Annotated in this window: 19 protein-coding genes; 2 read left to right on the top strand and 17 right to left on the bottom strand. The window is 62.7% G+C overall.

The window, feature by feature from the left end:
* Position 1 precedes the first annotated feature (1 nt).
* The 5 genes from BZG29_RS21810 to BZG29_RS21830 form a co-directional block, all read right to left on the bottom strand.
* Positions 2-760, bottom strand: a complete 759-nt coding sequence (locus tag BZG29_RS21810; protein WP_253192671.1) for a FecR domain-containing protein — start codon at positions 758-760, stop codon at positions 2-4.
* A complete protein-coding gene (locus BZG29_RS28245) occupies positions 729-6629 on the bottom strand; it encodes a YDG domain-containing protein (RefSeq protein ID WP_077407513.1) in 5901 nt (1966 codons plus the stop codon). Before BZG29_RS28245 ends, BZG29_RS21810 begins: the two co-directional genes overlap by 32 nt.
* Positions 6630-6645: 16 nt before the next feature.
* On the bottom strand, positions 6646-8256 hold the full coding sequence (locus BZG29_RS21820; RefSeq protein ID WP_077407515.1) for a ShlB/FhaC/HecB family hemolysin secretion/activation protein: 1611 nt from the start codon (positions 8254-8256) through the stop codon (positions 6646-6648).
* A gap of 210 nt (positions 8257-8466) precedes the next feature.
* Positions 8467-10668 (bottom strand): CHASE2 domain-containing protein, encoded by a 2202-nt coding sequence (locus BZG29_RS21825; protein WP_077409231.1) that lies wholly within the window; start codon positions 10666-10668, stop codon positions 8467-8469.
* 50 nt (positions 10669-10718) lie between these two features.
* Positions 10719-12341: an HD family phosphohydrolase gene (locus BZG29_RS21830; protein WP_077409230.1), complete on the bottom strand. Its 1623-nt coding sequence runs from the start codon at positions 12339-12341 to the stop codon at positions 10719-10721.
* Positions 12342-12539: 198 nt separating this feature from the next.
* Between BZG29_RS21830 and BZG29_RS21835 the strand changes: the two genes are divergently transcribed.
* Positions 12540-13436, top strand: a complete 897-nt coding sequence (locus BZG29_RS21835; protein WP_077407517.1) for an MBL fold metallo-hydrolase — start codon at positions 12540-12542, stop codon at positions 13434-13436.
* 46 nt (positions 13437-13482) lie between these two features.
* Here the strand turns inward: BZG29_RS21835 and BZG29_RS21840 are convergent, their stop codons facing one another.
* From BZG29_RS21840 to rpsF, 7 genes are all read right to left on the bottom strand, one after another.
* Complete coding sequence (locus BZG29_RS21840; protein WP_034783457.1) at positions 13483-14493, bottom strand: inorganic phosphate transporter; 1011 nt, start codon at positions 14491-14493, stop codon at positions 13483-13485.
* 42 nt (positions 14494-14535) lie between these two features.
* Positions 14536-15162: a DUF47 domain-containing protein gene (locus BZG29_RS21845; protein ID WP_010400015.1), complete on the bottom strand. Its 627-nt coding sequence runs from the start codon at positions 15160-15162 to the stop codon at positions 14536-14538.
* Positions 15163-15256: 94 nt separating this feature from the next.
* Positions 15257-16642 carry a replicative DNA helicase gene (locus tag BZG29_RS21850; protein WP_034750488.1) on the bottom strand — a complete coding sequence of 462 codons (1386 nt, stop codon included), beginning with the start codon at positions 16640-16642 and terminating at the stop codon, positions 15257-15259.
* Positions 16643-16777: 135 nt separating this feature from the next.
* A complete protein-coding gene (gene rplI, locus BZG29_RS21855) occupies positions 16778-17233 on the bottom strand; it encodes a 50S ribosomal protein L9 (protein WP_034783456.1) in 456 nt (151 codons plus the stop codon).
* A 27-nt stretch (positions 17234-17260) separates the two neighbouring features.
* Entirely contained in the window at positions 17261-17551 is a 291-nt protein-coding gene (rpsR, locus tag BZG29_RS21860; protein WP_010400024.1) for a 30S ribosomal protein S18, read from the bottom strand.
* Positions 17552-17576: 25 nt separating this feature from the next.
* Positions 17577-17876, bottom strand: coding sequence for a primosomal replication protein N (priB, locus tag BZG29_RS21865; protein WP_034783455.1), 300 nt, complete (start codon positions 17874-17876; stop codon positions 17577-17579).
* 20 nt (positions 17877-17896) lie between these two features.
* A complete protein-coding gene (gene rpsF, locus BZG29_RS21870; protein WP_034750499.1) occupies positions 17897-18286 on the bottom strand; it encodes a 30S ribosomal protein S6 in 390 nt (129 codons plus the stop codon).
* Positions 18287-18561: 275 nt separating this feature from the next.
* On the opposite strand from rpsF, the gene lexA reads away from it, so the two are divergent.
* Positions 18562-19197: a transcriptional repressor LexA gene (lexA, locus tag BZG29_RS21875; RefSeq protein WP_034783454.1), complete on the top strand. Its 636-nt coding sequence runs from the start codon at positions 18562-18564 to the stop codon at positions 19195-19197.
* A gap of 71 nt (positions 19198-19268) precedes the next feature.
* On the opposite strand, the gene BZG29_RS21880 is transcribed toward lexA, so the two are convergent.
* The 5 genes from BZG29_RS21880 to BZG29_RS21900 all read right to left on the bottom strand — a co-directional run bounded on the left by BZG29_RS21880 (position 19269) and on the right by BZG29_RS21900 (position 24452).
* Complete coding sequence (locus BZG29_RS21880; RefSeq protein WP_077407519.1) at positions 19269-20042, bottom strand: tetratricopeptide repeat protein; 774 nt, start codon at positions 20040-20042, stop codon at positions 19269-19271.
* A gap of 79 nt (positions 20043-20121) precedes the next feature.
* Complete coding sequence (locus BZG29_RS21885; RefSeq protein ID WP_077407523.1) at positions 20122-21366, bottom strand: cystathionine gamma-synthase family protein; 1245 nt, start codon at positions 21364-21366, stop codon at positions 20122-20124.
* A gap of 43 nt (positions 21367-21409) precedes the next feature.
* Complete coding sequence (purF, locus tag BZG29_RS21890) at positions 21410-22933, bottom strand: amidophosphoribosyltransferase (RefSeq protein WP_034783451.1); 1524 nt, start codon at positions 22931-22933, stop codon at positions 21410-21412.
* Positions 22934-22971: 38 nt separating this feature from the next.
* A complete protein-coding gene (locus BZG29_RS21895; protein WP_077407525.1) occupies positions 22972-23460 on the bottom strand; it encodes a CvpA family protein in 489 nt (162 codons plus the stop codon).
* 20 nt (positions 23461-23480) lie between these two features.
* Positions 23481-24452: an SPOR domain-containing protein gene (locus BZG29_RS21900; protein WP_077407527.1), complete on the bottom strand. Its 972-nt coding sequence runs from the start codon at positions 24450-24452 to the stop codon at positions 23481-23483.
* Between the last annotated feature and the right edge of the window lie 10 nt (positions 24453-24462).

Consider the following 24462-nt stretch of genomic DNA (forward strand, 5'->3'; position numbering starts at 1 on the left):
CTTAGCGCACCACGCAGTCGATGGCGGCTGGTTTGCCGCCGCCTGCCGCGCTGCCCGGGCCCGGTGACGCCGCTGAAAAGACCGGCGGCGGCGTGAACGGGATGCCGGGGTTGACGGGCAAGGGGGCGGGCGGCTGCCTGAAGTTGGGAGTAAAACCAAATTGCCCGGCAGAAAAATTTTGCGACCCGGCAGGATTGCTAACATGAATCAGGCCATCGAGCACCTGCACGTACAAACCGGGTGGCAGCGCCACGGGCGCCGGTGCATTGGGCAACGCTGGCCCGCCAGGTGCCGCCGGCGGCACGTAACTGGCAACAAACGTCGTGCCGCGGATGCCGATGGTGGCGGCCGGCGTCTTCATCTCGAAACGCTCCTTGTTGCGCTTGCCCAGCAAGCCCGTGACGGAACGCAAGCCGCCCTTGAGCAGGCTGAAGATGGCGTGGTCGCCGTCGGGCTGCTCGGCCGTGTAGCTGAATTGCTCGATCACGAAACTGGTATTCGGCTTCAGGGTGATTTCGCTATTGTCGATCAGCTTGATCAAGGCATAGGTTTCCTTTTCCGTCAGCAAGGTATCGCCCTGCTCGACTTCGGACTTGATGGCCAGGATTTTCATCTTGCCATCCGCCTTCTTCGCCATCAGCGGACCGCTCAACTGCATCACCGTGCCCGCCACCTGTCCCGCCCAGGCGTGCGCGCCCACGCACATCAGGGCCAGCCACAGCAAGGCCTTAATTGCAGTACATTTTTTTTGCGGCATCATCGTATTTGTATCCTGTGGGTTTATCTGTGGCATCGGCAACATCCTTGCTGTCTTTCTTCTTGTCATCATCCTTGGCTGGCGACGCAGAAGCGAGCGGGGCGTTGGCACGGTCGGCCTGCTTGATGATACGCAAGGCTTCATCGATGGCGGCGCTGGCGCTGGCATCGATGACGGGCTTGTCGACGGTCGTGGCAGGCAGGAAGATGGCGTCCGCCATGCTCACCGCGCCATTCGGCGCCAGCAAGCTGACGTTGGCGCGCTGGCGGTTGATGCGCACACCCGAGTCGCCCGTGATGCTGCCCGCTTTCGCCAGCACGCTCATACTGGCCGCAGCCGGCAAGGCGAAGCTTGCCGTGTCCGCAAAGCGCACATTGCCCCCCGCGCTGGCGCTGAAGTTGCCGCCGCCGAGAACCTGGGCATTGCCGCCGATACGAATGTCGCCGCCAGCCGCCAGGCTGATGTCGCGCGCCGCTGCCAGCTGCGCACCATTGCCCAGCAGCACGTCCGTGCTGGCATTGAGCGCAATGTCCTTGCCTTCGATCTTGCCGTTGATGGTGACGGGGCTATGCGCCGTCACGCTGACGTTGCCGCCATTCGCATTGATATTGCCGGCCGTGACGCCGCCCGTGTTCTCGATGGCGATGTTGCCCGCGCCCGTAACCAAGGTTCCCAGGACCAAGGTGCCCGGCGCCGAGGTATTGTTCAGCGCAATGCCGCCCCCTGCGCTATTGCTGGCGGTAAAACTGCCCACCTGGTTGCCCACATGGCCCAGCACGATGCCGTCGCGCGCCTGCGCAGCCAGGCTGCCGGCAAGCAAGGCGCCATCCTGGCCGATGGCGCCGTTCAGGGCGCTCAGTTTCACCTCGTTGGCCGCCAGGCTGGCGAAGCGCACATCTCCCGCCGCTTGCGTGATGGCCAGTTGGCCCGCCAACCGGATGGCGCCGGCCGTCTGATTAAAACTGTTGGCGACGAGCAAGTTACCGTTACCGCTCAGCATGCCGCCGCCTTGCGCATAACGGTCCGCCGACAGGCTGCCGTTCAGCAGCAAGCTGCCGCCGTTGATTTCCAGGCCGGCCTGGCCGCCCAGCACGGAGAGGTCCAGCGCGCTTTCACCGAGCGTCAGGCTACCGCCCGTCAACAGCAAGCCCGACGCCGAATGCAGCTTTTTCAGGATGGTGCTGCCGGCCGCCGCGCTGTAGGTGACGATACCCTTGCTGTTGCTGAAGTCGACGGCCAGCACGTTCGCGCCTTCCGGCACCACACCGCCATCCCAGTTGGCCGCGTCGCTCCACAAGCCGCTGCCGCTGCCGACCCAGGTTGACAATTGTTTTTGCGCAATCGTTGCCTGCGCCGTGCCGCCCGTCGTTTCCAATGTGTAATTGCCCGCATCGGCGCCCGCCAGGCGGAAGCCGCTGGCTGTCACCAGCTTGCCCGCGCCCGCATTCTTGTCGGCAAAGCTGCCGCTGCCGCCCACCACGCTGACCACATCCTGGCCCAGCACGCCGTTCGCCGACGCGCTGACGGCGGCATTCGTGGTGCCGTCATACACCTTGCCGGCCGCGCTCAGGCTGGCCAGGGTCAGGCTGGCGGGCGTAATGCTGGCCAGCAAGCCCGTCGGCAAGACGATAAAATAGTTGCCCGCATCGGCGCCTGCCAAGGTCGCGCCGCTCAGCTGCACCACCTTGGCCGCGCCCACGTTCTTGTCCGCAAAGTTGGCCACTGCCGAGGCCACCAAACTGTCGCCGGCGATGCGGTCATCGCCCAGGACCAAACTGGCGCCCGTCGTGCCATCGTAGACCTTGTTACCCACCACGCCGGACAGGTTCAGCGCACGCGCGCCGATGTCGGCCGTGGTGCTGCCCGTATTTCCATTGAGCACATAGTTGCCCGCATCGGCGCCCGTCAGGTGGCCCGTCGCCACCTGGTAGTCGACGCTTTTGCCGCTGCCCACGTTCTTGTCGCGGAAGCTGCCCAGCAAGCCGGCCATGCCGACCTGGTCGCCCGCCACCAGGCCTTCAAAATAGCCGTCCAGGGCCGCTTGCAGCGTGCCGTCGTAGACGCGGCTGTGCGCGCCCGAGACGCCATAGTTCAGGATGCGCGCCGTGATGGCCGCCGTGCCGTCCGCCGTCGTCGCGGCCAGGCTGTAGTTGCCCAGCTCGTTGCCGTCCAGGGTCAGGCCGCTGGCGTGCACGGCCTTGCTGCCGCCCGCGTTCTTGTCGAGGAAGGCGGCGCTGCCGCTGATGCTGATGTTGTCGCCCGTTACCACATTGCCCAGCACGAAGGTGGCGCCGTCATAGCCCAGATTGCCGTCATACACCTTGCCATTGCCGCCGATGCCGACCGTCAGGATGCGCGGCGTGATGGCGTAGGTGGTCGTGCCGCCCAGGGTGATGTCGTACTTGGTCGACCACAGCCCCGTCAGGCCATAGGTTCCCACATTGCGTGCATTGCTCCCGTAGCCGAGGCTGCCATTCACGCCCGCGTCGCCATCGAGCAATCCCACGTAGCCTATCGTGCCCAGGAAGGCGGCCAGCTGGCCATCGTAAACCTTGCCGCTGGCATTGTCCGTGACATTCACTTGCAGCGGTTTCAGGAGCGCCTTCAGCATCGGCGTCGTATAGCCATCGTAGATGCGCCAGACACTGCTGAAATTGAAATCGTTGAAGCTGCCCTGCTGCTGCATCTGCGCCGTGGTGCGGCCACTGGCGCCGCCCTGGTCCATCAGGATGCCGGCCGTCTCATAATTCCAGAAACCGAACGCGATGCCCGCGCCCACATCGGCGCGGCCCACCAGCCCGCCCACCGTGCCGCCCGCAAAGCCGCTGCCGGCCACGGCGCCGCTGCTGTAGACGTGGCTGGCGCTGCTGCCCGCCACGCTCCAGCCGATCAGCCCGCCCAGGTTTGCGCGGGACACCGCCACATCGCCATCGGCCGACACGCCGACGGCACCGGTGGCGTAGGCGTCGCTGATGCTGCCGCCATTGCGTCCCGCCAGGCCACCGATATTGGCCGCGCCGCGCGCGGCGCCCGTGGCGTAGGATTGCGAAATGGCGCCGTCATTGTTCCCCACCAGGCCGCCGACCTTGTCGCGCGCTCCCGTCACGTCGCCCGTGGCATAGGCGGCATCGATACTGGCGCCGGCCAGGTTTGCCCCCACCAGCCCGCCGATGCTGCCGCCATTGTCCGCATTGATGCCCGCGACGTTGCCGCTGGCGCTGGCATTGCGCAGCGTGCCGCCGTTGCTGCCGACCAGGCCGCCGACGGCGCTGGCGCCGCTGACCGCGGCGCTGCTGCGCACGCTGTCCAGCGTCCCGCCCGCATTCAGGCCGACCAGCGCGCCGACATTGTTCAAGCCCGCCACGCTGCCATTTTGCAGGGCCAGGTTGCGTACCGTCCCACCCTGCACCTTGCCGAACAGGCCCACGCCGGAACTGACGGTCGGGTTCAGGGCATTGATGTACAGGCCATTGATGGCAAAACCGCCGCCGTCGAACATGCCCGCATACCCTGCGCCATCGCCGCCGGCGATGGGCGCAAAACCGGCGCCCTGGTTCCAGCTGGTCGTGCCGCTGGCGTCGATATTGCCCGCCAGCCGATAGTTGTTGCCCAGCCCCAGGCTGCCGATGCCTTGCAAGCCGTAGATATCGACGATCTGGTAAGGCGCGGCCGTGCTGCCGTCGCCGCCGCTCACGCGCAGGAAGCTGGCGCCCGGCGCGATGCTGAAGCGGCTGGCGGAGAAAGCGGCCAGGCCGGGCGCATTTTGCGTCCACGCGCCGCCGTCGAGGGCAAACAGGCCGCCGACCGTGACGGCGCCCGTGGCCGTGATAGGGGAAGCTGAATTGAGGCGCAGGTCGCCCGCCAGATTGATCGCATTCGAGATGCGCATCCCGCCCGTATTGCTGCCGTCGCCGATGGTCAGCGAGGATGCCGAGATGCCGGCCAGTTCGGCCGCGTCCAGGCCCAGGGCGCCGCCGGACTTGCTGCCCAGGTCGATGAGGCGCGAGCTGCTCAGGGGCTTGATCGCCACGCTGGCGCGCCCGCCGGTGCCGCCGAAATCGAGCGTGCCGCCGATGCTGATGCTGTCGGCCTGCAAGGTCACCGTCTGGCCGCCGGTGCCGCTGCCCGTCAGCCGCGCGCCGCCGCCCGTCAGGTTGATTTCGCCGCCAGCGAAATTGGCGCGCAGGGACAGGTTGCCGCTGCCGACGCTGACCACGCCGCTGCCCGCCACGCTGGCGCCGGACAGCGACACGCTGCCGCCGTTCGTCGTGATCGGCGCGTTCAGGTGGATATTCGCGCCGGAACCATACGCGGCGCCGCTGCTGGCGTCGTTGGCCGACAAGGTCACATTGCCGCCGTTGGTGCTAATGGCTGCATACACATTGATCGTCTCGCCCGCCGTGGCGCTCAGGCCGATGCCGGGATTGAGCATATTGACGGTGCTGCTGAAATTGATGCGGTGCTGAGCCTGCAAGGTCACGTTGCTGTTGGCGTTAGAAATCACGTCGGCGCCGATGCTGGTGCTGCTGGAGGGCGGACCTTCGGCAAACTCGTCCACGTCACCGAGGCTGCCGCCGCCGCCCTGCACCACGTCGATGTCATACGGATCGAGCAGCCAGGTGCCGCGCTTGCCGCGGCGTGCACTCGTATCGACGCGGATGCCGCCCACGGCCAGGGAATGGCCCGAGGTTTCCACGAAGCCGCCGTCGCCGCCTTGCGCGCCGCCGCGCGCGGAAATGCTGCCGTGCACCTGCGCCGATTCATTGCCCCAGGCGATGACCTTGCCGCCGTTGCCGCTGTCGATGGCATCGGCCTTGACGCTGGCGTCCTTGCCGACGAGCACTTGCCGCGCATTCTGCACGGCCGCGTTCTTGCCCTGGTAGTCGCCGCCCAGCAAGACCGTGCCGCCGCCCGTGGCGCCGCTGGCATCGATCGCCGCATTGCCCAGCAAGCCCACCTGCTCGCCCAGCACCTGGATGTCGCCGCCCTTGCCTGCCGCGCCTGTAGCGCTGGTCACGCTGCCCGCGTCGAGCAGCGCCTTGCCGCTGGCCTTGAGGACGATCCTGCCGTTGTCGCCGACGACGGCACTGTTCGCGTTGAGCACGCCGCGCTGGCTGACCAGCGCGCCGGCCATGCCGATGCTGCCGCCCTGGGCGATGATCTGGCCCAGGTTCAGGGCCTGGTCGGCGGGCGCCGACACCAGCACGCGCAATTGCGGATTGCCGGGGTCGGCCAGCTGCACGCTGCGCCCGGCCGCCAGGATCACTTCGCCGTTCGGCGCCGTGATGAGGCCCGTGTTTTCCACGTTCGGCGCGATCAGCAGCACTTGTCCGCCCTTGCCCGCGTTGATGGTGCCCGCATTGCCGACGGCACCAGCCACGCCGCCCGCCGTGAACTGGCGCTTGCCGGCCAGGAAATCCTCGTTCGTCATGCCCAGGCTCGATGCCACCAGGCCGTTGACGTCCACTTTCGCGCCCTGGCCGAAAACGATGCCGTTCGGATTGATCAGGAACACCTTGCCGTTCGATTCCAGGCTGCCCAGGATCTTGCTGGGGTCTTGTCCCGTGATGCGGTTGAGTACGGCGCTATTGCCGTTTTGCTGGATGAAGCGCGTGATTTCGCCCGCATGGATGGAAAAGCTCTGCCAGTTGATGATGGTGTTGGGCGTGTTCGTGATCGAGAACACATTGCCCTGCTGGTTGAACGTCGCCTGTCCATGGACCACCTGCGGCAAGACGGGGTTGGCCTGCGCCGCGCCGAAGCAGCCGGCCAGCAGCAGTGCCAGCGCCGTGCGGCGCAGGGGCAAGGCACAAGGTGGAGCAAATGATGGCGTCAGGATGAAAACGGAGGCGTGCTGGGCGTGGTTTTGCATGGTGTTCATCCTGATACTAGTAGGCCAAGGCGAGGCGGAAATGCAGGCGGTTGACGCCCCGCTGTCCCGTGTCGCCGCCATTGACGACATGGGCGTAATCGAGTTGCAGATTGGCGTAGCGGCTCAGCAGCAAACGCAGGCCGAGTCCGCCGCTGCTGATGCCTTGCGAAGCACTTTCGCCGGGCAGCGCATGGTTGCGGCGCAGCCAGGCCGTGTCATAGAAGGCCAGCGCGCGGCATTGGTAACCGAGGGCCTGGCCGCACCAGTTCGGCGTGTACAGTTCCAGGTTCAGGCTGGCGCCCGAGTCATTCGACACCTCGCGCTCGGCAAAGCCGCGCACGGACGCGGCGCCGCCGGCGCCGAACTGCTCGCCCGGCACCAGCGCGTCCGGCGTGACTTGCGCATTGACGAGCGCGCGCCATTGCCAGCCGCCGGCCAGCACGCGTCCGGAACTGGCGCTCAGGCGCAGCGTGTTGTAGGCGGCCTTCGCATGCGCGCGCACGCGGTCGAAATCGGCTTGTGCGCCATGCTTGCCGCCAGGAATGTTATGCGCGAACGTGACGGCCACGCTGGTCTCGCCCGTGGGCAAGGTCCAGGCGCCGATGTAGCTGACGCTGAGCGGGTGCACGGTGACGTCGGCGCCCAGCTCCATGCCGAACAGCTGCACGCTGTTGCGGTAAGCCTTGTAATCGACACCGTACACGAGCTTGGGTTCGAAATCGCCGCTGCGGGCAAAGTTCTGGTTGTAGCGGATGCCGGCCATGCTGCCCTGGCCGCTGACGGCCAGGTCGAAGATGCCGGCCGAAATGCTGCCCGAATCGACGTTCGAGTAGCTGGCGAAAAAATCCATCGAATCGCCCAGCGCATACAGCGGCAAGTGGTAGCCGGCGCCATACACGCCCACCTTGTCCGGCTTTTCCAGGCTGCTCGTGTATTGCAGGCTGGCCACGTGGTCGCGGCCGAACAGGTTGGCGTGCTGCAGCACCACGCCCACGTGCGTCTTGCCCGTTTGCGCATTGCCAGTATTGTCCACGTTGAGCATGGCTTTCCAGGGCTGTTCATCGGCCACCGTGACGATGGCATCGATGGCGCCCGCCGGCTCGTCGGCCTGCAGGCGCACTTCGATCTTGCGCGCCGGGTTTTCATTGGCCAGCTTCAGGCTTTGCGACAGGGCCGGCAAGTTCGGCGTCTCGCCTTCGCGCAAGGACGGCAAGGCGCGCCGCACGTTGGCCTCGTCAACGTAGATGTTGCCGCTGATGGCGAGCTTGCCGAGCGGCGTTTGCAGCACGCTCAGGCGCACCACGCCCCGTTCCAGTTCCTGTTCCGGCAGTTGCACCTGCACGGCGCTGTAACCGCGCTCGCGGTAAGCCGCCTCCAGCGCCTCGACGGCGCGGGCGATGTCGGAAAAGTCGCGCCGTACTCCCGTAAAAGGCGCCAGCAAGGCTTGCACCTGCGCGGACGTGAGCAGGGTATTGCCCTGGACGTCGAAGCGGCGGATCTCGAAGCGCGGCACGCCATCTTCCTGCAGGACAGGAGCAGCTTCATCCATGGAAACGGCAGCGCCGGCGGCGCCGACGGCGAACAGCAGCGCGGAACCCGCAAGCAGGTGCACCAAACGATATGTCATGTGAAGGATTTCTTGTGTAACCGGACAAGCGCGCGGCCCGCAGGCGCCAGCGTGTCCGGCAATGGATTGAAGACAAATTTTAGACGGCTTTTTGTTTCCAGTCAGAAATTTCTAACATTTCTCCCTGATTTTTATCGCAACGCAACAAACAGTGTGCGCACAGTGATAAAAATGCCGCAATAACGGGCATTTTCCGGCGCGCTGGCAGCCTTACTTACTATGCAATTCTGTCACGCCATCCCAGTCGGCTGACGGCGGCAGGCTGCGATAGCGTTCCAGGCGCGCCGCGTACAGCCGGTACAAGCCGTCATCGGGAAAGTCCGCCTGCAAGCGGGCCAGCTGCGCGCCAGCCGCCGCCCAGTCGCGCGCGCGCAACAAGGCCTGCACCGCGTGCCAGCGTTCCAGCTGCGCCAGTTCCGCGGCGGTAGCATCAGCCAGCAGGCAGCGCGGCTCGAAGATGGCCACCGCTTCCTGCTTGCCCTGCACTCTGACCCGATCCAGCTCGCGGTACAGGAATGCGGCGGCCGCCGCGCGCGTGGCCTCACCCACCACGATGCCCACGCCATACAGCTTGCTGGCCCCTTCCAGGCGCGCGGCCAGGTTGACGCTGTCGCCCATGACGGTATAGGCGCGGCGGATGCGCGAGCCCATGTCGCCCACATGCATGGGTCCCGTATTGAGGCCGATGCCGATGTGCAGCGCCGGCCAGCCGCGCGCGCAAAACTGCCGGTTCAGCCGCGCCGCGCTGCCCTGCATCAGCAGGGCGCTGGCCACGGCCCGGCTGGCGTGATCGCCAAAGGCAACGGGCGCGCCCCAGAACGCCATCACGGCGTCGCCGATGTATTTGTCGAGGGTGCCGCCATGGCTGTCGCGGATATCTTCCGACATCGCCGTCAGGTATGCATTGATGTATTCGCGCAGGGCGGCCGGCGCCAGTTGCTCGGAAATGGCCGTGAAACCGCGCACGTCGGCAAACAGCACCGTCAGTTCGCGGTTCTCGCCCTCCATGGTGTAGCGCTGCGGATCGTCAGCCATCTCGGCCACCAGTTCGGGTGCCACATATTCGCCGAAACGGGCCACCAGCGCGCGTCCCTTGCGCACCTCGAAAAAATAGCCCCACGCCAGGTTGGCGATGAACAGCGCGACGATCAGCAACAGCAGCACGGCGCCGCCCAGCACCAGGTCGTGCGCGGCGTACAGGTACAGGTTGATGGCGATGACGGCCGCCAGCGCGCCCATGGTCGCCAGCATCACGCCGGCCGGCGGCAGCACGGCCAGGGCGCCCGCCAGCAGCAGGCCAAACAGCACGATCTGCACCAGTTCGAATGCCAGCGCATAGTCGGGCCGCGCCTTGAAACGCCCGTCGAGCATGGACTTGATCAGGTTGGCGTGCACTTCCACCCCCGGATACTCGGCATTCACGGGCGTGGCGCGGATATCGTTCAAACCGGGCGCCGTGGTGCCCACCAGCACGAGGGCGCCCTTGAGCAGCGCCGGCGGCACCGTGCCGGCCAGCACGTCGGACGCCGACACATAGCGGAAGGCGCCGCCATCGGGGCCGCCCGCGCCGCGGTACTGCACCGTGGTCGTCAAGGCTTCGCCCACCGGTATCGCCAGCGCGCCGCGCGGCGTGAACAGCATGATGTGTTCGAGTCCGCCGCTGGCCAGCTCGCGCGCCGACAGGGTATCGGCCGTGCCCGTGAATCGGGGGGCGATGGCACGCGCCTGCAGGTAGACGGCCACGGTGGCCAGCGACAGCGACGGATAATAGCCGTCGCCGATGCGCTGCAACAGGGTCGAGGAACGCACGACGCCATCGGCGTCGGTCAGCGCCGTGAAGATGCCGGCGCCCTGCGCGGCCGCCTGCAGGGACGCGATATTGGCTTCGTAGCCGCGCGCCACGTAAGCCGTGACGGTGCGCCCGTTCAAGTCGGCGACGGTAAAAGCAGGATTGGGCAGCACGCCCTTCCTTTGCTGCTCCGACACGCTGTAGCCAAGCACCACGGGCTGGCCGCGCATGGCCTCGGCAAACAGGCCATCGTAGTCCATGGCCGGGCGCAGTTTTTCCAGCTGCGCCGGCAAGCCGGCCACGCCCGCCAGTTCGCCCTGCGCCAGGCCTTGCAGCACGGCGTAGCCGGAACTGGTGTCCGCCTCGGGAAACGCAATATCGAAACCCAGCGCGGCCACCCCGTAATGGCCGGTGAGCTGGCGCACCAGGCGCGCCTGGATATCGCGGCTCCACGGAAAGCGGCCCACGCGGGCCAGGCTTTGCTCGTCGATGTCGACGATGACGATGCGGCGGTCCAGCTGCGGCGCATCCAGGCGCATGCGCCAGTCGCCCAGCATGGCATCGAGGCGGGCAATATTCTCATTCCCGGCCAGGCACAGGACGGCCGCCGCCAGCGTCAGCATGATGCCCAGCAGCGACCGCGCCCCGTGCTTGCGCCAGGCCAGCGACAGCTTCAAGGGGTGTAGCCCGGAATGGCCGCCTCGTCGACGGCATCGATCTGGCTCGGATGCATGTGCTTTTCAGCGAAGGTCAGATAGACTTTGCTGCGGATGAAAACGTCGAACAGCTCCGGGTCGATATGCCCGTTCAGGCTGAAATTACCGAGGATGCGCAGGGATTCCGACAGCGGCTTGCCCTTTTTATACGGCCGGTCGCGCGCCGTCAGGGCCTCGAAAATGTCGGCAATCGCCATCAGCCGCGCCGGCACCGACATCTGCTCTTTCGTCAGCCCGCGCGGATAGCCCTTGCCATCCATGCGCTCGTGGTGGCCGCCCGCGTATTCCGGCACCTTCTGCAGGTGCTTGGGCCACGGCAGCGCTTCGAGCATGCGGATCGAGACGCTGATATGGTTGTTGACGATGGCCCGCTCGGCCGCCGTCAGGGTGCCGGCGCGGATGGTCAGGTTTTCCGTCTCGTCGGCGTCGAGAAAATCGCGCAGTTCGCCGTCGGCGGCGCGCCAGCGGCGCCTGGCGATCTGCCGCACGCGCTCCTGGTCGGCCTGCGCCATGCTTTCGCCGCCGACATTCACCGTGCGGATGAAGTCGCGCTCTTCGCGCAGCGCCGCCTGCTCCTGTGCCAACGCGCGGGCGATGGCGTCCGCCTGCTGCGGCTGCGCCGCCTGCTGGCGCAAGGCCGCGATCTCCGCGTCGCGCAGCAGCACTTCGTAGCGCGTGTCGATCAGGGCGATACGATCAAAAATGGTTTCCAGCTTGGTCGCCTTGTCGACCACGTGCACGGGCGTGGTGATCTTGCCGCAGTCGTGCAGCAGGCCGGCCAGCCACAGCTGCTTGCGCTCGTTGTCGCTGAGCCGGAAATCAGCCAGCGGCCCCGTTTGCGTGGCGTGCGCGGCGTCGGCCAGCAGCATCGTCAGCTCGGGCACGAACTGACAGTGGCGGCCCGTGTACGGCGACTTTTCATCAATGCCGATATTGATCAACGTAACGAGCGATTCGAGCAGCTCTTCCAGCTGCGAAATGAGCAATTGATTCGTCAGCGCCACGCCCGCCTGCGCGGCCAGCGCCTCGATGAAGCGCTGGTCGGTGGAGGAAAAGGCGCGCACCTGGCCCGTTTCGCCATCCTTGGCATTGACCAGCTGCAGCACGCCGATCAGGTCGCCCTCGTGGTCGCTCATGGGCACCGTCAGGATCGATTGCGTATGGTAGCCGTGGTGGCGGTCGAAATCGCGCATGCCGGAAAAATTGAAGCCCTCGTCGCGATACACGTCGGCGATATTCACGCTGCGGCGCAGGTTCGCCGCATACGCGGCCACCGACGCCAGGTTCGGCTGGCCGACATCGTCAAACAGGGACACGCCAGGCAAGCCCATGTCGGCGCCCTGCGCGATGCCCAGGCTGTCGTTGACGCTGATGTCGAACGCCAGCTGGCGCCCCCCGGCCATGGGCCGGTACAGGGTGGCGCCGTCGGCGCCGCTCATGCTTTTTGCCAGCAGCACGATGCGCTGCAACAGCGCGCCGATATCGTGTCCTTCGCCGCCCAGGCCATGGCCGAGCGCGACACTGAGTTCGGTCAATTGCTCCAGTCTGTGGGCGATTTTCTCAGGGTGCAACTGAGGCATGTTGGCGGCAATCAGGTAATGGGCAAGCAAAAAAGGGGAAGTCGGCAAGCGCCAGTGTAACGGCCACCCTGCGCACTGTACATTACTTAGTTACAACAAAATGAAATAACTTGCCATATTGCAACACGCATAAATGTTGCCGCCAATCTCATTAATTAGAATAGAATCAACAATAATTACACCGTAACAAGGTACTGAATGAAATTCACGTTCAGGGGCGTGCGCGGCTCCATCCCCTCTCCCGGTCCGCGCACGGCGCGCTATGGCGGCAACACCACGTGCATCGAAGTACGCACCGACAACGATAGCCTGATCATCCTCGATGCGGGCAGCGGCATCTTCTCGCTGGCGCAGCAACTGCCGCCGGGCGAACCCGTCGACGCGCACGTCTTCATCACGCACAGCCACTGGGACCACATCCACGGCCTGCCCATGTTTTCGCCCTTGTTCGTGGCCGGCAACCGCATGCGACTGCATGGCGCCTTTGATGCCATCAGCGGACGCGGCATCGAGCACGTGATGGCGGTGCAGCTGCAAGGCAGCTATTTTCCTGTCAGCGAAGCGGCCATGGCGGCCAGCATCGAGTACCGCACCCTGGTGCCCGGCGAAGCCGTCGAGGTGGGCGGCGCGCGCGTGCGCGGCGCGGAAATGAACCACCCTGTCGTCAATCTCGGCTACCGCATCGACTGCGGCGGCGCCGCGCTGTTTTTCAGCGGCGACCATGAACCATTCTACAACCTGCATCCGCCCGGCCATGCCGAGCACGCGGCCTGCGCGGCGCGCAATGCGCAGCGCCAGGCCGGCATCGACGCGCTGATCGCCGGCGTCGATGCGCTGATCATGGATTGCTCCTACACGCGCGAGGAATACCCGGGCAAGCAGGGCTGGGGCCACGGCACCTTCGACGCTGCCTTCGACCTGGCCCTGCGCTGCGGCGCGCGGCGCCTGTACTGCACCCACCACGAACCGACGCGCAGCGACGAGCAGCTCGAAGCCGTGTTTGCCGACGTGATGGGCCGCTATGCGAGCCGCCTGGCAGGCTTGCAGGTGTTCCTCGCCAGCGAGGGGCTGACGGTGGAACTGGCCGGCACATAAAAAAAGGGAGCCGCAAGGCTCCCTTTTTACTGGCGTTGACTATCCATTACATGATGTGGTGGCCAATCCACCACGCGACTGCTGCGACGAAGGCCGACGCGGGAATCGTGAAGATCCAGGCCCAGACGATATTGCCGGCAACACCCCAGCGCACGGCGGACATTTTTTGCGACGAGCCGACGCCGACGATGGCGCCCGTGATGGTGTGCGTGGTCGACACGGGAATGCCCAGCGCCGTCGAGACGAACAGGGTGATCGCACCGCCCGTTTCGGCGCAGAAGCCGCCGACCGGTTTGAGCTTGGTGATCTTCTGGCCCATGGTCTTGACGATGCGCCAGCCGCCGAACAGCGTACCGAAGCTGATGGCCGTGTAGCACGAGATGATGACCCACATCGGCGGCATGGCATCGGCCGCGCTCGAGTAACCGGCGGCGATCAGCAGCATCCAGATGATGCCGATGGTTTTTTGCGCATCATTGCCGCCGTGGCCCAGGCTGTAGGCGGCTGCCGAGACCAGCTGCAGGCGGCGGAACCACTTGTCGACCTTGCGCGGCGTCGAACGCACGAAGATCCACGACACGAGCAGCATCATGATGGAACCGAACACAAAGCCCAGCACAGGTGCGATCACGATGAAGGCCACCGTTTTCCACAGGCCGGCCGCGACCAGCGCGCCCGTGCCGGACTTGGCGACGGCGGCGCCCACCAGGCCGCCGATCAGCGCGTGCGAGGATGACGAAGGAATCCCGTAGTACCAGGTAAACAAATTCCAGAAGATGGCGCCCATCAGCGCGCCGAAGATCACGTACTGGTCGATCACCGCCGGGTCGATGGTTCCCTTTCCCACCGTGGCGGCCACGGTCAGCTGGTGGAACACGAAGATGGCGACGAAGTTGAACGTGGCGGCCATGGCAACCGCGGTCTGCGGTTTCAATACGCCCGTCGAGACCACCGTGGCGATCGCGTTGGCGGCATCGTGGAAGCCGTTCATGAAGTCAAACAGCAGTGCGAGGACGATCAACAGGCCTAGCACGTAGATGCTGATTTGTATGGTCATTGTAGTTTCTTTTCTGATTCTGGTTCAGGACAGGCCCAACGCTTACGCGTTTTCGACGATGATGCCTTCGATAATATTGGACACATCTTCGCAACGGTCGGTCACGGTTTCCAGAATTTCGTAGATCGCTTTCAGCTTGATCAGGTTGCGCACGTCCGGCTCGTCGCGGAACAGCTTGGACATGGCGGCGCGCATCACGTGGTCGGCGTCCGATTCAAGGCGGTCGATCTCTTCGCAGATGGCGACGATCTTGCGCGAGTTATCCATGTTGTGCAGCATGGCGACGGCGTCGCGCACTTTTTCGGTACAGGCCAGCACCAGTTCGGCCAGGCGCTTGGCTTCCGGCGTGACGGCCTTCAGGTCGTACAGCGAGACGGTTTGCGCCGCATCTTCCAGCAGGTCGAGGATGTCGTCCTGGCGCGTGATCAGCTGATGGATGTCATCGCGGTCGATCGGCGTGATGAAGGTCTTGTGCAGCATTTCCACGGTGGCGTAGGTGACTTTGTCCGCCTGTTTCTCGATGCTTTCGATCGCATGCACGCGGTTTTCCAGGTCGTCGAAATTGGTCATCAGGCCGAGCATCTCTTTGGCGCCCTTGACGCACAATTCCGCGTGCTGGTTAAACAATTCAAAAAACTTGCCCTCAGTGGGCATCAAGCGTCCAAACATGTCATTCTCCGTTAAGCATTGAGTCGTATTATTTACTACAGAAAGCCGCCCCTTTTGATGAAGGGGCGGCCAATGGAATATCAGTGCTGCTGTGTTAGTCGCCTTGGTAAAGCGCCAGGCCACCACTGTAATTGCCAAATTTGGTGTACTGCCCCATGAAGGTGAGGCGGATGCTGCCGATTGGACCGTTACGTTGTTTACCGATGATGATTTCGGCCGTTCCCTTGTCCGGCGAGTCGGGGTTATACACCTCGTCGCGGTAAATGAACAGGATCACGTCGGCATCCTGCTCAATAGCGCCCGATTCGCGCAAGTCGGACATGACAGGACGTTTATTCGGGCGTTGCTCCAGCGAGCGGTTCAGCTGGGACAGCGCAATCACGGGGCAACCGAGTTCTTTCGCCAGGCCTTTCAAGCCCCGTGAAATCTCGGAAATCTCCGTGGCGCGGTTGTCGCCCGGCGTATTGGCCGACATCAGCTGCAAGTAATCGACGATGATCAGGCCCAGCTTGCCGCACTGACGCGACAAACGGCGCGAGCGGGCGCGCAACTCGATGGAATTCAAGGCCGGCGTTTCATCGATGTACAACTGCGCGTCGTTCATCTTCTGGATCGCATTCGTCAGGCGCGGCCAGTCTTCGTCGTTCAGGCGGCCAGTGCGCAGGCGGTGCTGGTCGAGCTGTCCGACGGAGCCGAGCATACGCATGGCCAGCTGGGCGCCGCCCATCTCCATCGAGAACACGGCCACGGGCAAGCCGCTGTCGATGGCCACGTTTTCGCCGATATTGACGGAAAACGCCGTCTTGCCCATCGAAGGACGGCCCGCCACGATCACCAGGTCGCCCGGCTGCAGACCCGAGGTCATGCGGTCGAGGTCGATGAAACCGGTGGGCACGCCCGTGATTTCACTCTGGTTGTCGCGGCTGTACAATTCGTCGATGCGCTCGACTACCTGCGTCAGCAGGGGCTGGATGGCGGTCCAGCCCTGGGCGCCGCGCGCGCCTTCTTCGGCGATGGCGAAAATCTTCGATTCGGCCTCGTCAAGCATCTGCTTGACTTCCTTGCCTTGCGGGCTGAAGGCCGTGCCGGAGATATCGTCGGCGACGGTAATGAGTTTACGCAGCACGCCGCGGTCGCGCACGATCTCGGCGTAGCGCCGGATGTTCGCGGCCGATGGCGTGTTTTGCGCCATGGCGTTCAGGTAAGCGAGTCCGCCCACATCATCGGCCTTGCCGAGCTGGGTCAGGGTTTCAAAAACAGTAATGACATCGGCTGGCTTGGAAGCGTTAACCATCTTGACGATTTGCTCGAAGATGATGCGATGGTCATAGCGATAGAAATCCTCCGCATGCATGAAGTCGGCGATGCGGTCATATGCGGCATTGTCGCGCAGCAGACCACCGATAACGGATTGTTCTGCTTCGATCGAATGCGGCGGAATACGGAGGGAATCCAGTTGCGGATCAGAGGGGGCGTTCATGGCGCGAATTATACCCGCTTCGGCGTGCTGGCAAAAATAAAGGGCTGAAAATGAGCGAAAAAAAGGCCACAAAAAAGCCGGGCGAACCCGGCTTTTCATAGTGCGGCAGCGCTTGCGGGCCAGGCCCGCAGACGATTACGCGTTCGCGTCTGGAACGACAGCGATAACCACTTCCACAACCACGTCGGTGTGCAGAGCAACCGAAACGTTGTGCTCGCCAACGATCTTCAGCGGGCCGGTAGGCATGCGGATTTGTGCTTTTTCAACAGCAAAACCTTGCTTGGTCAGCGCTTCAGCGATGTCGAAGTTGGTGACGGAACCGAACAGACGGCCATCAACACCAGCTTTTTGAGCAACTTGAACGGTCAGGCCGCTCAGTTTTTCGCCTTGGGCTTGCGATGCGGCCAGTTTAGCGGCAGCAGCTTTTTCCAGTTCGGCGCGCTTGACTTCGAATTCAGCCACAGCGGTTGCCGTAGCACGACGTGCCAGGCGTTGCGGGATCAGGAAGTTACGTGCGTAACCGTCTTTGACTTTGACGACTTCGCCGAGGTTACCGACGTTAACAACTTTTTCTAACAGAATGATTTGCATAGTTCTTCTCCAGGAATATCTGACCGATTAAGCGTGGTGCAGATCGGTGTATGGCAGCAGCGCGAGGAAGCGAGCGCGCTTGATTGCGGTGTCAACTTGGCGCTGGTAGTGCGCTTTGGTACCGGTCAGGCGTGCTGGCATGATCTTGCCGTTTTCTTGGACGAAGTCTTTCAGCGTGTCGACGTCTTTGTAGTCGACTTGCTCAACGTGAGCTGCGGTGAAGCGGCAGAACTTCTTGCGTTTGAACAACGGGTTTTGCTGTTTGCGTTTTTCTTTAAGCTTGAGCTTATTTTTGTCGAACTTTTTACCGAATGCCATGTCAGGCTCCTGTATCTAAAATGCGCTAGTCAGAATTGACTGCACTAAAATCAATGATGTGAAACACCAAACTCTTGCTGTTGCGGCTCTTCCTGGCCAGGAAACCCGTGAACTGATACACCCCGCCCAAGCTTGCCTGGCTGAACCGGCCTGAGATTTCGCCAGCGGCTAGCGCGGCAACATCAAACTCGGTCAAACGGGCAATCCCTGCTTCCATCTGCTGCGAACTGTGTTGCAATACTGCATTCACAATCGGCAGCCCTGCCGGGGTATAGCGCAATATTTCGCGCTCGGCAATGATGGCGGTTACTTGTAGCTGGTTCAGCGCACGATCCTGGTCAAGAATTAAGCTGCTGCTGCGGCTGGAGCGGCTGCTGGTGCTTCGGTGCGGTGGCTTTTGGCCGCGTCTTCGCGTTGTACCGATTTCATCATCGGCGAAGGAGCTGTTTCAGCTTTCTTCATTTTAACGGTCAGGTGACGCAACACGGCATCATTGAATTTGAATGCTGTTTCCAACTCGACCAGGGTCTCGTTGTCGCATTCGATGTTCAGGCAGATGTAGTGTGCTTTAGGCAGCTTTTGGATCGAGTAAGCCATTTGACGGCGGCCCCAATCTTCCACGCGGTGAACCGAACCGCCGCGGGTGGTTACGCTGGCTTTGTAGCGTTCGATCATCGCGGGCACTTGCTCGCTTTGGTCCGGATGGACGATAAAGACTATTTCATAATGACGCATGCAAACTCCTTCAGGTCGGATTGATAATCGCCCACCCCGGCGTCAAGACGGGTGTGGGAAGGTCAGCCGAAGATTATAACCGCCTTTTGCAAACGTTTCAATCATTCCTTGCACCAGCGCTGGAAAAGCCCGCGCACCGCCGCGCTTTCCACGCCTGGACAAGTATTTCTTGCGAAATTCGCCGAAAACACGGAAATCCCCTTGCATAGTGAACGATACTGTACAAAAATACAGACTGTTCATATAGACAGCATTTTAGTATGCACCCACCGCTCATGATCAAGCTGACAGCACGACAAGAACAAATCCTGAACCTGATCAAGGACGCGATTGAAAACACGGGCTTTCCTCCCACCCGTGCCGAAATCGCCAATGAACTGGGTTTCAAATCGGCCAATGCGGCCGAAGAACATTTGCAGGCCCTGGCCCGCAAGGGCGCGATCGAGATTTCGCCCGGCACCTCGCGCGGCATCCGCCTGATCGGCGCGGCCGCCGAAGCGCTGCCGTCGAAGGTGCCGGCAGCGCTGCTGATGTCGCTGCCCCTGATCGGCCGGGTAGCGGCCGGGTCGCCCATCCTGGCGCAGGAAAACCTGGAAGCGAGCTACAACGTCGACCCGGCCCTGTTTTCGGCCAAGCCTGACTTCCTGCTGAAGGTGCGCGGCTGGTCCATGCGCGACGCCGGCATCATGGATGGCGATTTATTGGCCGTCAAGAAGGTCGACAGCGCCAAGAATGGCCAGATCGTCGTCGCCCGCATCGGCGACGAAGTCACCGTCAAGCGCTACAAGAAGACCGGTTCCGTCATCGAATTGCTGCCGGAAAACCCCGACTTCAAGGTGATTACCGTGTCGCCGGAAGATGAGTTTGCATTGGAAGGTTTGGCCGTCGGACTCATGCGCAGCTGGCATTAAGAGGGAAAGCGCTTGCATCATACCTGCGAGCGCTTAACTCCCATCCCATTGAGCACATCGGCAAGACTGTCTTACTTGCTTGGCAAAGGGCTGGTCACCCATTGCGGCGTGTTCGCGGTACGTGAGCGATTCAGTTCACTCATTTCATTTTCTGTCTGAATTTTTTTATTCTCCGCCAAGAGATACGCCTCTGTTTTGGCGTGCCACTCATCGCGCTGCGCCAAGATATTTTTTGCCAGCTCACGCCCTTCGGCACTCACTCTAGCATAGGCTGCATCCATGCGCAGCTTGGCCTTTTCAAATTCCTGCTCATTCATCAACGATTCAATATCAGAAGGAATGGCTTTGCCGGGCGGCAAAGAAGCATTCAAATTACTGACGAAGCTGTTATAGCACGCCATCCAGGCATCAACACTATCGGCCACATCTCTGATTTGACGCTTGGTTTGGGAGAATGCAGGGATCACCGGGGTAACGCACTTGACCTTACTCAAGGCAACATCCTCGCCGGCATATGAGTTGACATAGTAATCAATGTCACCTTTGCGCGCGACACGGTTAGCCATAAGGGCAAGCGCGGCTTCGGCATTCTTGTTGCCCGCCTTGGAGGCCTGCCCAAACCATTGTCCGGCTTGCGCGGCATCGACAGCCACTCCCTCGCCATACAAATACATCTCACCCAAATGAAATTGAGCCTCGGCATTCCCAGCCTGAGCCAGCTTCTTGTACAAATCCAAGGCTTGCGGATAAGCCTTGGATTGCAGGAATTTATTCGCATCCGTCAGGTCATCAGCATGTGCAGCGCAAGAAAACAATAAAAAAACACTCAATACAATTTTTTTCATTCTCACTCTCCAATTAAGAAAAAGACATATATGCTTTAATTACACTTAAATGTAATCTTTTTCTCAAAAAAGTGAAACCTTATTCTTCTTCCAATGCGTGCTTGAAGTCTTCCAACAGATCCACCTCATCCTCGATACCCACCGACACACGGATCAGCGACTCGGCGATGCCCATGCTGGCGCGCCGCTCGGCACCCATCTCGTAGAAAATCGTGTGGGCGACGGGAATGACGAGGGTGCGCGTGTCGCCGAGGTTGCTGGCGGGAATGGCAAGATTGAGACGATTGAGGAAATCGAAGCAGTCGATGCCATCCTTTAATTCAAAGCTGAACAGCGAGCCATAGCTGCGGAACAAGTCCGTCGCCAGCGCGTGCTGCGGGTGCGACGCCAGGCCCGGGTAATGCACGGCCGCCACTCTCGGGTCGGCGGCCAGCATGGTGGCCAGCGCCAGGGCGTTCGAGCAGGTGCGGTCCATGCGCAAGGCCATGGTTTCCGCACCGACGGCGATATGGTGCGCCGCTTCCGGGCCCAGGGACGCGCCGAAGTCGCGCAAGGCCTTGGCGCGGATTTGCGCGATGCCCCACTGCGCGGGCGCCGCCTTCTTGTAATTCTCGAAAATGTTCGGATACTGCGTCCAGTCGAACACGCCCGTGTCCGTCAAGCTGCCGCCCAGGGCATTGCCGTGGCCGCCGATGGATTTCGTCAAGGCATTGACCACCAGGCCTGCGCCCACGGCTTTCGGACGGAACAGGTAGGGCGTCGTCATCGTATTGTCGACGATGTACAGGATGCCCTTCTCGCGGCACAAGTCACCGATCTTCTTCAGGTCGGCGATCTGCGTGCGCGGATTGGCAATAGTTTCCACGAAAACAATCCGCGTGGCCGGCGTGATGGCGGCTGCCACATTGGCCACGTCGGTGGCGTCGACGAACGACACGGCGATGCCCTGCCCCGTCACCGTTTGCCACAGGCTGTTGGTGTTGCCAAACAAAAAGGCCGACGACACGACATGGTCGCCCGCGCGCAGCAGCGACTGCACCACGGAGCCGATGGCGCCCATGCCGGTGGCGAAGCACAGGGTCGCCACGCCGTCTTCCATCTTATTGACCTTGTCTTCCAGCGCGGAGACGGTCGGATTTCCCTGGCGGCCGTAGCGGAAGCCTGGTTCCTTGCCCTGGAATACGGAAGCGAGCTGGCGCGCATCACCGTAGCCGAAGGCAACGGAAGTATGCACGGGCTTGTGCAGGGAACCGTGCTCGATGCCTTTGCGGCGGTCGTTATGCAGGATGGTGGTGGTAAAGCCGTAGTTTTTTTTATCGTTCATGATCGCGGAGCAAAAAAAGCCCGGCGCTAGCCGGGCAAGATAATTACGCTTCTGTTGTCGCCAGGTTCAGGTTCAGCTGGGAACGCGGCGTATCTTCGGGCGCTGCCGCCTTCGGATGGTGGCGCGCATATTCCAGGCGGTCCAGGTATTCCTGCGACACGTCGCCCGTCACGTACACGCCATCGAAGCACGACGCCTCGAAGTTGGTCAGGGCCGGGTTGACGTCGGCGATCGCCTGCTTCAGCGCGCCGATATCCTGGTACACCAGGTAATCGGCCGTGATTTCGCGGCACACTTCTTCCGTCGTGCGGCCGTAGGCGATCAGTTCGTCGCGCGTCGGCATGTCGATGCCGTACACGTTCGGGTAAATCACCGGCGGCGCAGCCGAGGCGAAGATGACTTTCGTCGCGCCCGCTTCGCGCGCCATCTGCACGATTTCACGGCTGGTGGTGCCGCGCACGATGGAATCGTCGACCAGCAGCACCACTTTATCCTTGAATTCGGACGGGATCGCGTTGAGTTTCTGGCGCACGGACTTCTTGCGCGCCGCCTGGCCCGGCATGATGAAGGTGCGGCCGATGTAGCGGTTCTTGATGAAGCCTTCGCGGTACTCGATGTTCAGCGCCATGGCCAGCTGGATGGCGGCCGGACGCGAGGAGTCGGGAATCGGCATGACCACGTCGATATGTACGCCAGGCAACTCGGCGCGGATCTTCTCGGCCAGGTATTCGCCCATTTTCAGGCGCGTGGCGTACACGGAGGCGCCGTCGATGACGGAGTCGGGACGGGCCAGGTAGACGAATTCGAACACGCACGGGTTCAGGCTGGCATTGTCGGCGCACTGGGCGCTGTGCAATTGCTTGTCAGCATCGATGAAGACGGCTTCGCCGGGACCGATGTCGCGCACGAAGCGGAAGCCCATGCCTTCCAGGGCCACGGACTCGGAAGCGATCAGGTATTCCGGACCCTGCTCCGTTTCATTGATGCCCAGGCACAGCGGACGGATGCCGTGCGGGTCGCGGAAGGCCAGCAAGCCCACGCCGGCGATTTGCGCCACGGCAGCGTAGCCGCCCTTGACGCGGCGGTTCAGCACGGTAACAGCCTTGAAGATGGCTTCCGGGTCCAGGTTCAGGCCCGTCGTCGCTTCCTGGATTTCATGCGCCAGCACGTTGAGCAGCACTTCCGAATCGGAATCGGTATTGATGTGGCGGCGGTCGTTCTTGAACATTTCCAGCTTCAACTGTTCCCAGTTGGTCAGGTTGCCATTGTGCGCCAGGGTGATGCCGAACGGCGCATTCACATAAAACGGCTGTGCTTCCTCTTCGCTCGACGAACCGGCCGTCGGATAGCGGCAATGGCCGATGCCCGTCGTGCCTTGCAGCGAACGCATGTTGCGCGTACGGAAGACGTCACGCACGAGGCCATTGGCCTTGTGCATGGAAAACATACTGCTGTGATTGGTCGCAATCCCTGCCGCGTCCTGACCGCGATGTTGCAGGAGCAACAATGCATCATAGAGCAATTGATTGACAGGTTGATGGGAAACGACGCCGACGATGCCACACATGGTGTGCTCCTAAACTGTGCTACTGATTTTAAAAAAATTCAAAATTTCACATGCTGCGCGTAAGCGGCAGGCAGATAAGGCTTGATGGCGCGCGCGCCCTGCTCGGCGAGCGGGCTGAGCTGCGCGTTCTTCCAGAATGGCTGCTGCGGTATGGACGTCATGCCGCACAAGATGACGGCGGTCAGCACGATCACAAGGCCCCGCGCCACGCCGAACAGGCTGCCCAGGGTCCGGTCGGCCAGGCTCAGTCCCGTCACCTTGACCAGCGCGTCGACCGTCATGGACAGCAATCCCATCAAAATGCGCACACCGATGAACAGCACCACGAAGGCCAGCAACAGGCGGATGGCTTCGCCCGGCACGGCTTCCGGCAGGAATTTCGCCAGGGTGGCGCCATAGGCATTGGCAATGACGAAAGCCACGATCCAGCTGACCAATGACAGTATTTCCTTGACCAGGCCACGCATCATGCTGATCAGCACGGACGTCACCAGCACGAACAGCACCAGGTAATCGAAGATCGTCACGTGCGCTCAGCCTTGCAACATCACGCCGGTACCAGGCTGCCGCCCAGGCCCAGCTTTTGCAGCTTGGCGCGGGTCTTTTCGGCGTCTTCGCGGCTGCCGAACGGGCCCACGCGCACGCGGATGCGCTCGCCCGCCGGGCTGGAGACTTTCTGCGTGTACGACTTGATGCCCGCTTCGCGCAGCTTGTCCTGCAATTCGTCGACCTTGTCCTGCGTCGCCAAGGCCGCCACCTGCACCACGAACTTGCCGCTGCCGGCGTCGTGCGCCTTGTCTTGTGCTTTCTCTTGCGGCTTGCCTTCCAGGATAGCCAGCGCGCGCGCGGCATCGTCGGCCGATTGCGCCGGCTTGGCAGGTTTCGGCTCGGGCTTGGCTTCCGGTTTTACTTCATGCTTGGGTTCAGGCTTGGGCTCATGTTTTGGCTCAGGCTTGGGTTCGTGCTTCGCTTCCGGCTTCGGCTCCACCTTGACCGGCTTGGGTTCAGGTTTGGGCTCGGGTTTCGGCTCCACGTAGGCTGGCTTGAGCGGCGCAGGCTGGACAGCGGCCAGCACGGGTGCCGGTGCCTGCGTCGGCTTGGCCGCAGGCGGCAGCGGCGTGTCGACGATTTCCTCGGACTGGTCCAGGCCATTCGATGCGGCCCGGGCCGGAACGGCCGGCACGGGCGCCGGTGCAGGCGCGGCGGCCTTTTCCTTCGACGGAATATCGATGGCGATATCGTTGAACGGCGCCTTCGGCTCGGAATCGAGCAGCATCGGCAAGCCGACGGCCACGCCCAGGGCCAGGGCAATGGCCCCGACCAGGCGGCGGCGTGCGCGCTTTTTTTCAGGCAAGACCGGATCCGGCGCTTCCTTGCCGCCACGGCGCGATCCACCGCCACCGGAGGTGTTGGCGGCGCGTTTGCGGGTCGGCGACTGTGCTTCGCCAGGGACATAAAAGCCGCTGTCTTCGCCAGAGGATTCTTGCTTGTTTTTAAACAGTTTCGAGAACAAGCCCATGCGTGATTTT

This window comes from Janthinobacterium sp. LM6, from assembly GCF_002002885.1.
Classification (GTDB): domain Bacteria; phylum Pseudomonadota; class Gammaproteobacteria; order Burkholderiales; family Burkholderiaceae_D; genus Janthinobacterium; species Janthinobacterium kumbetense.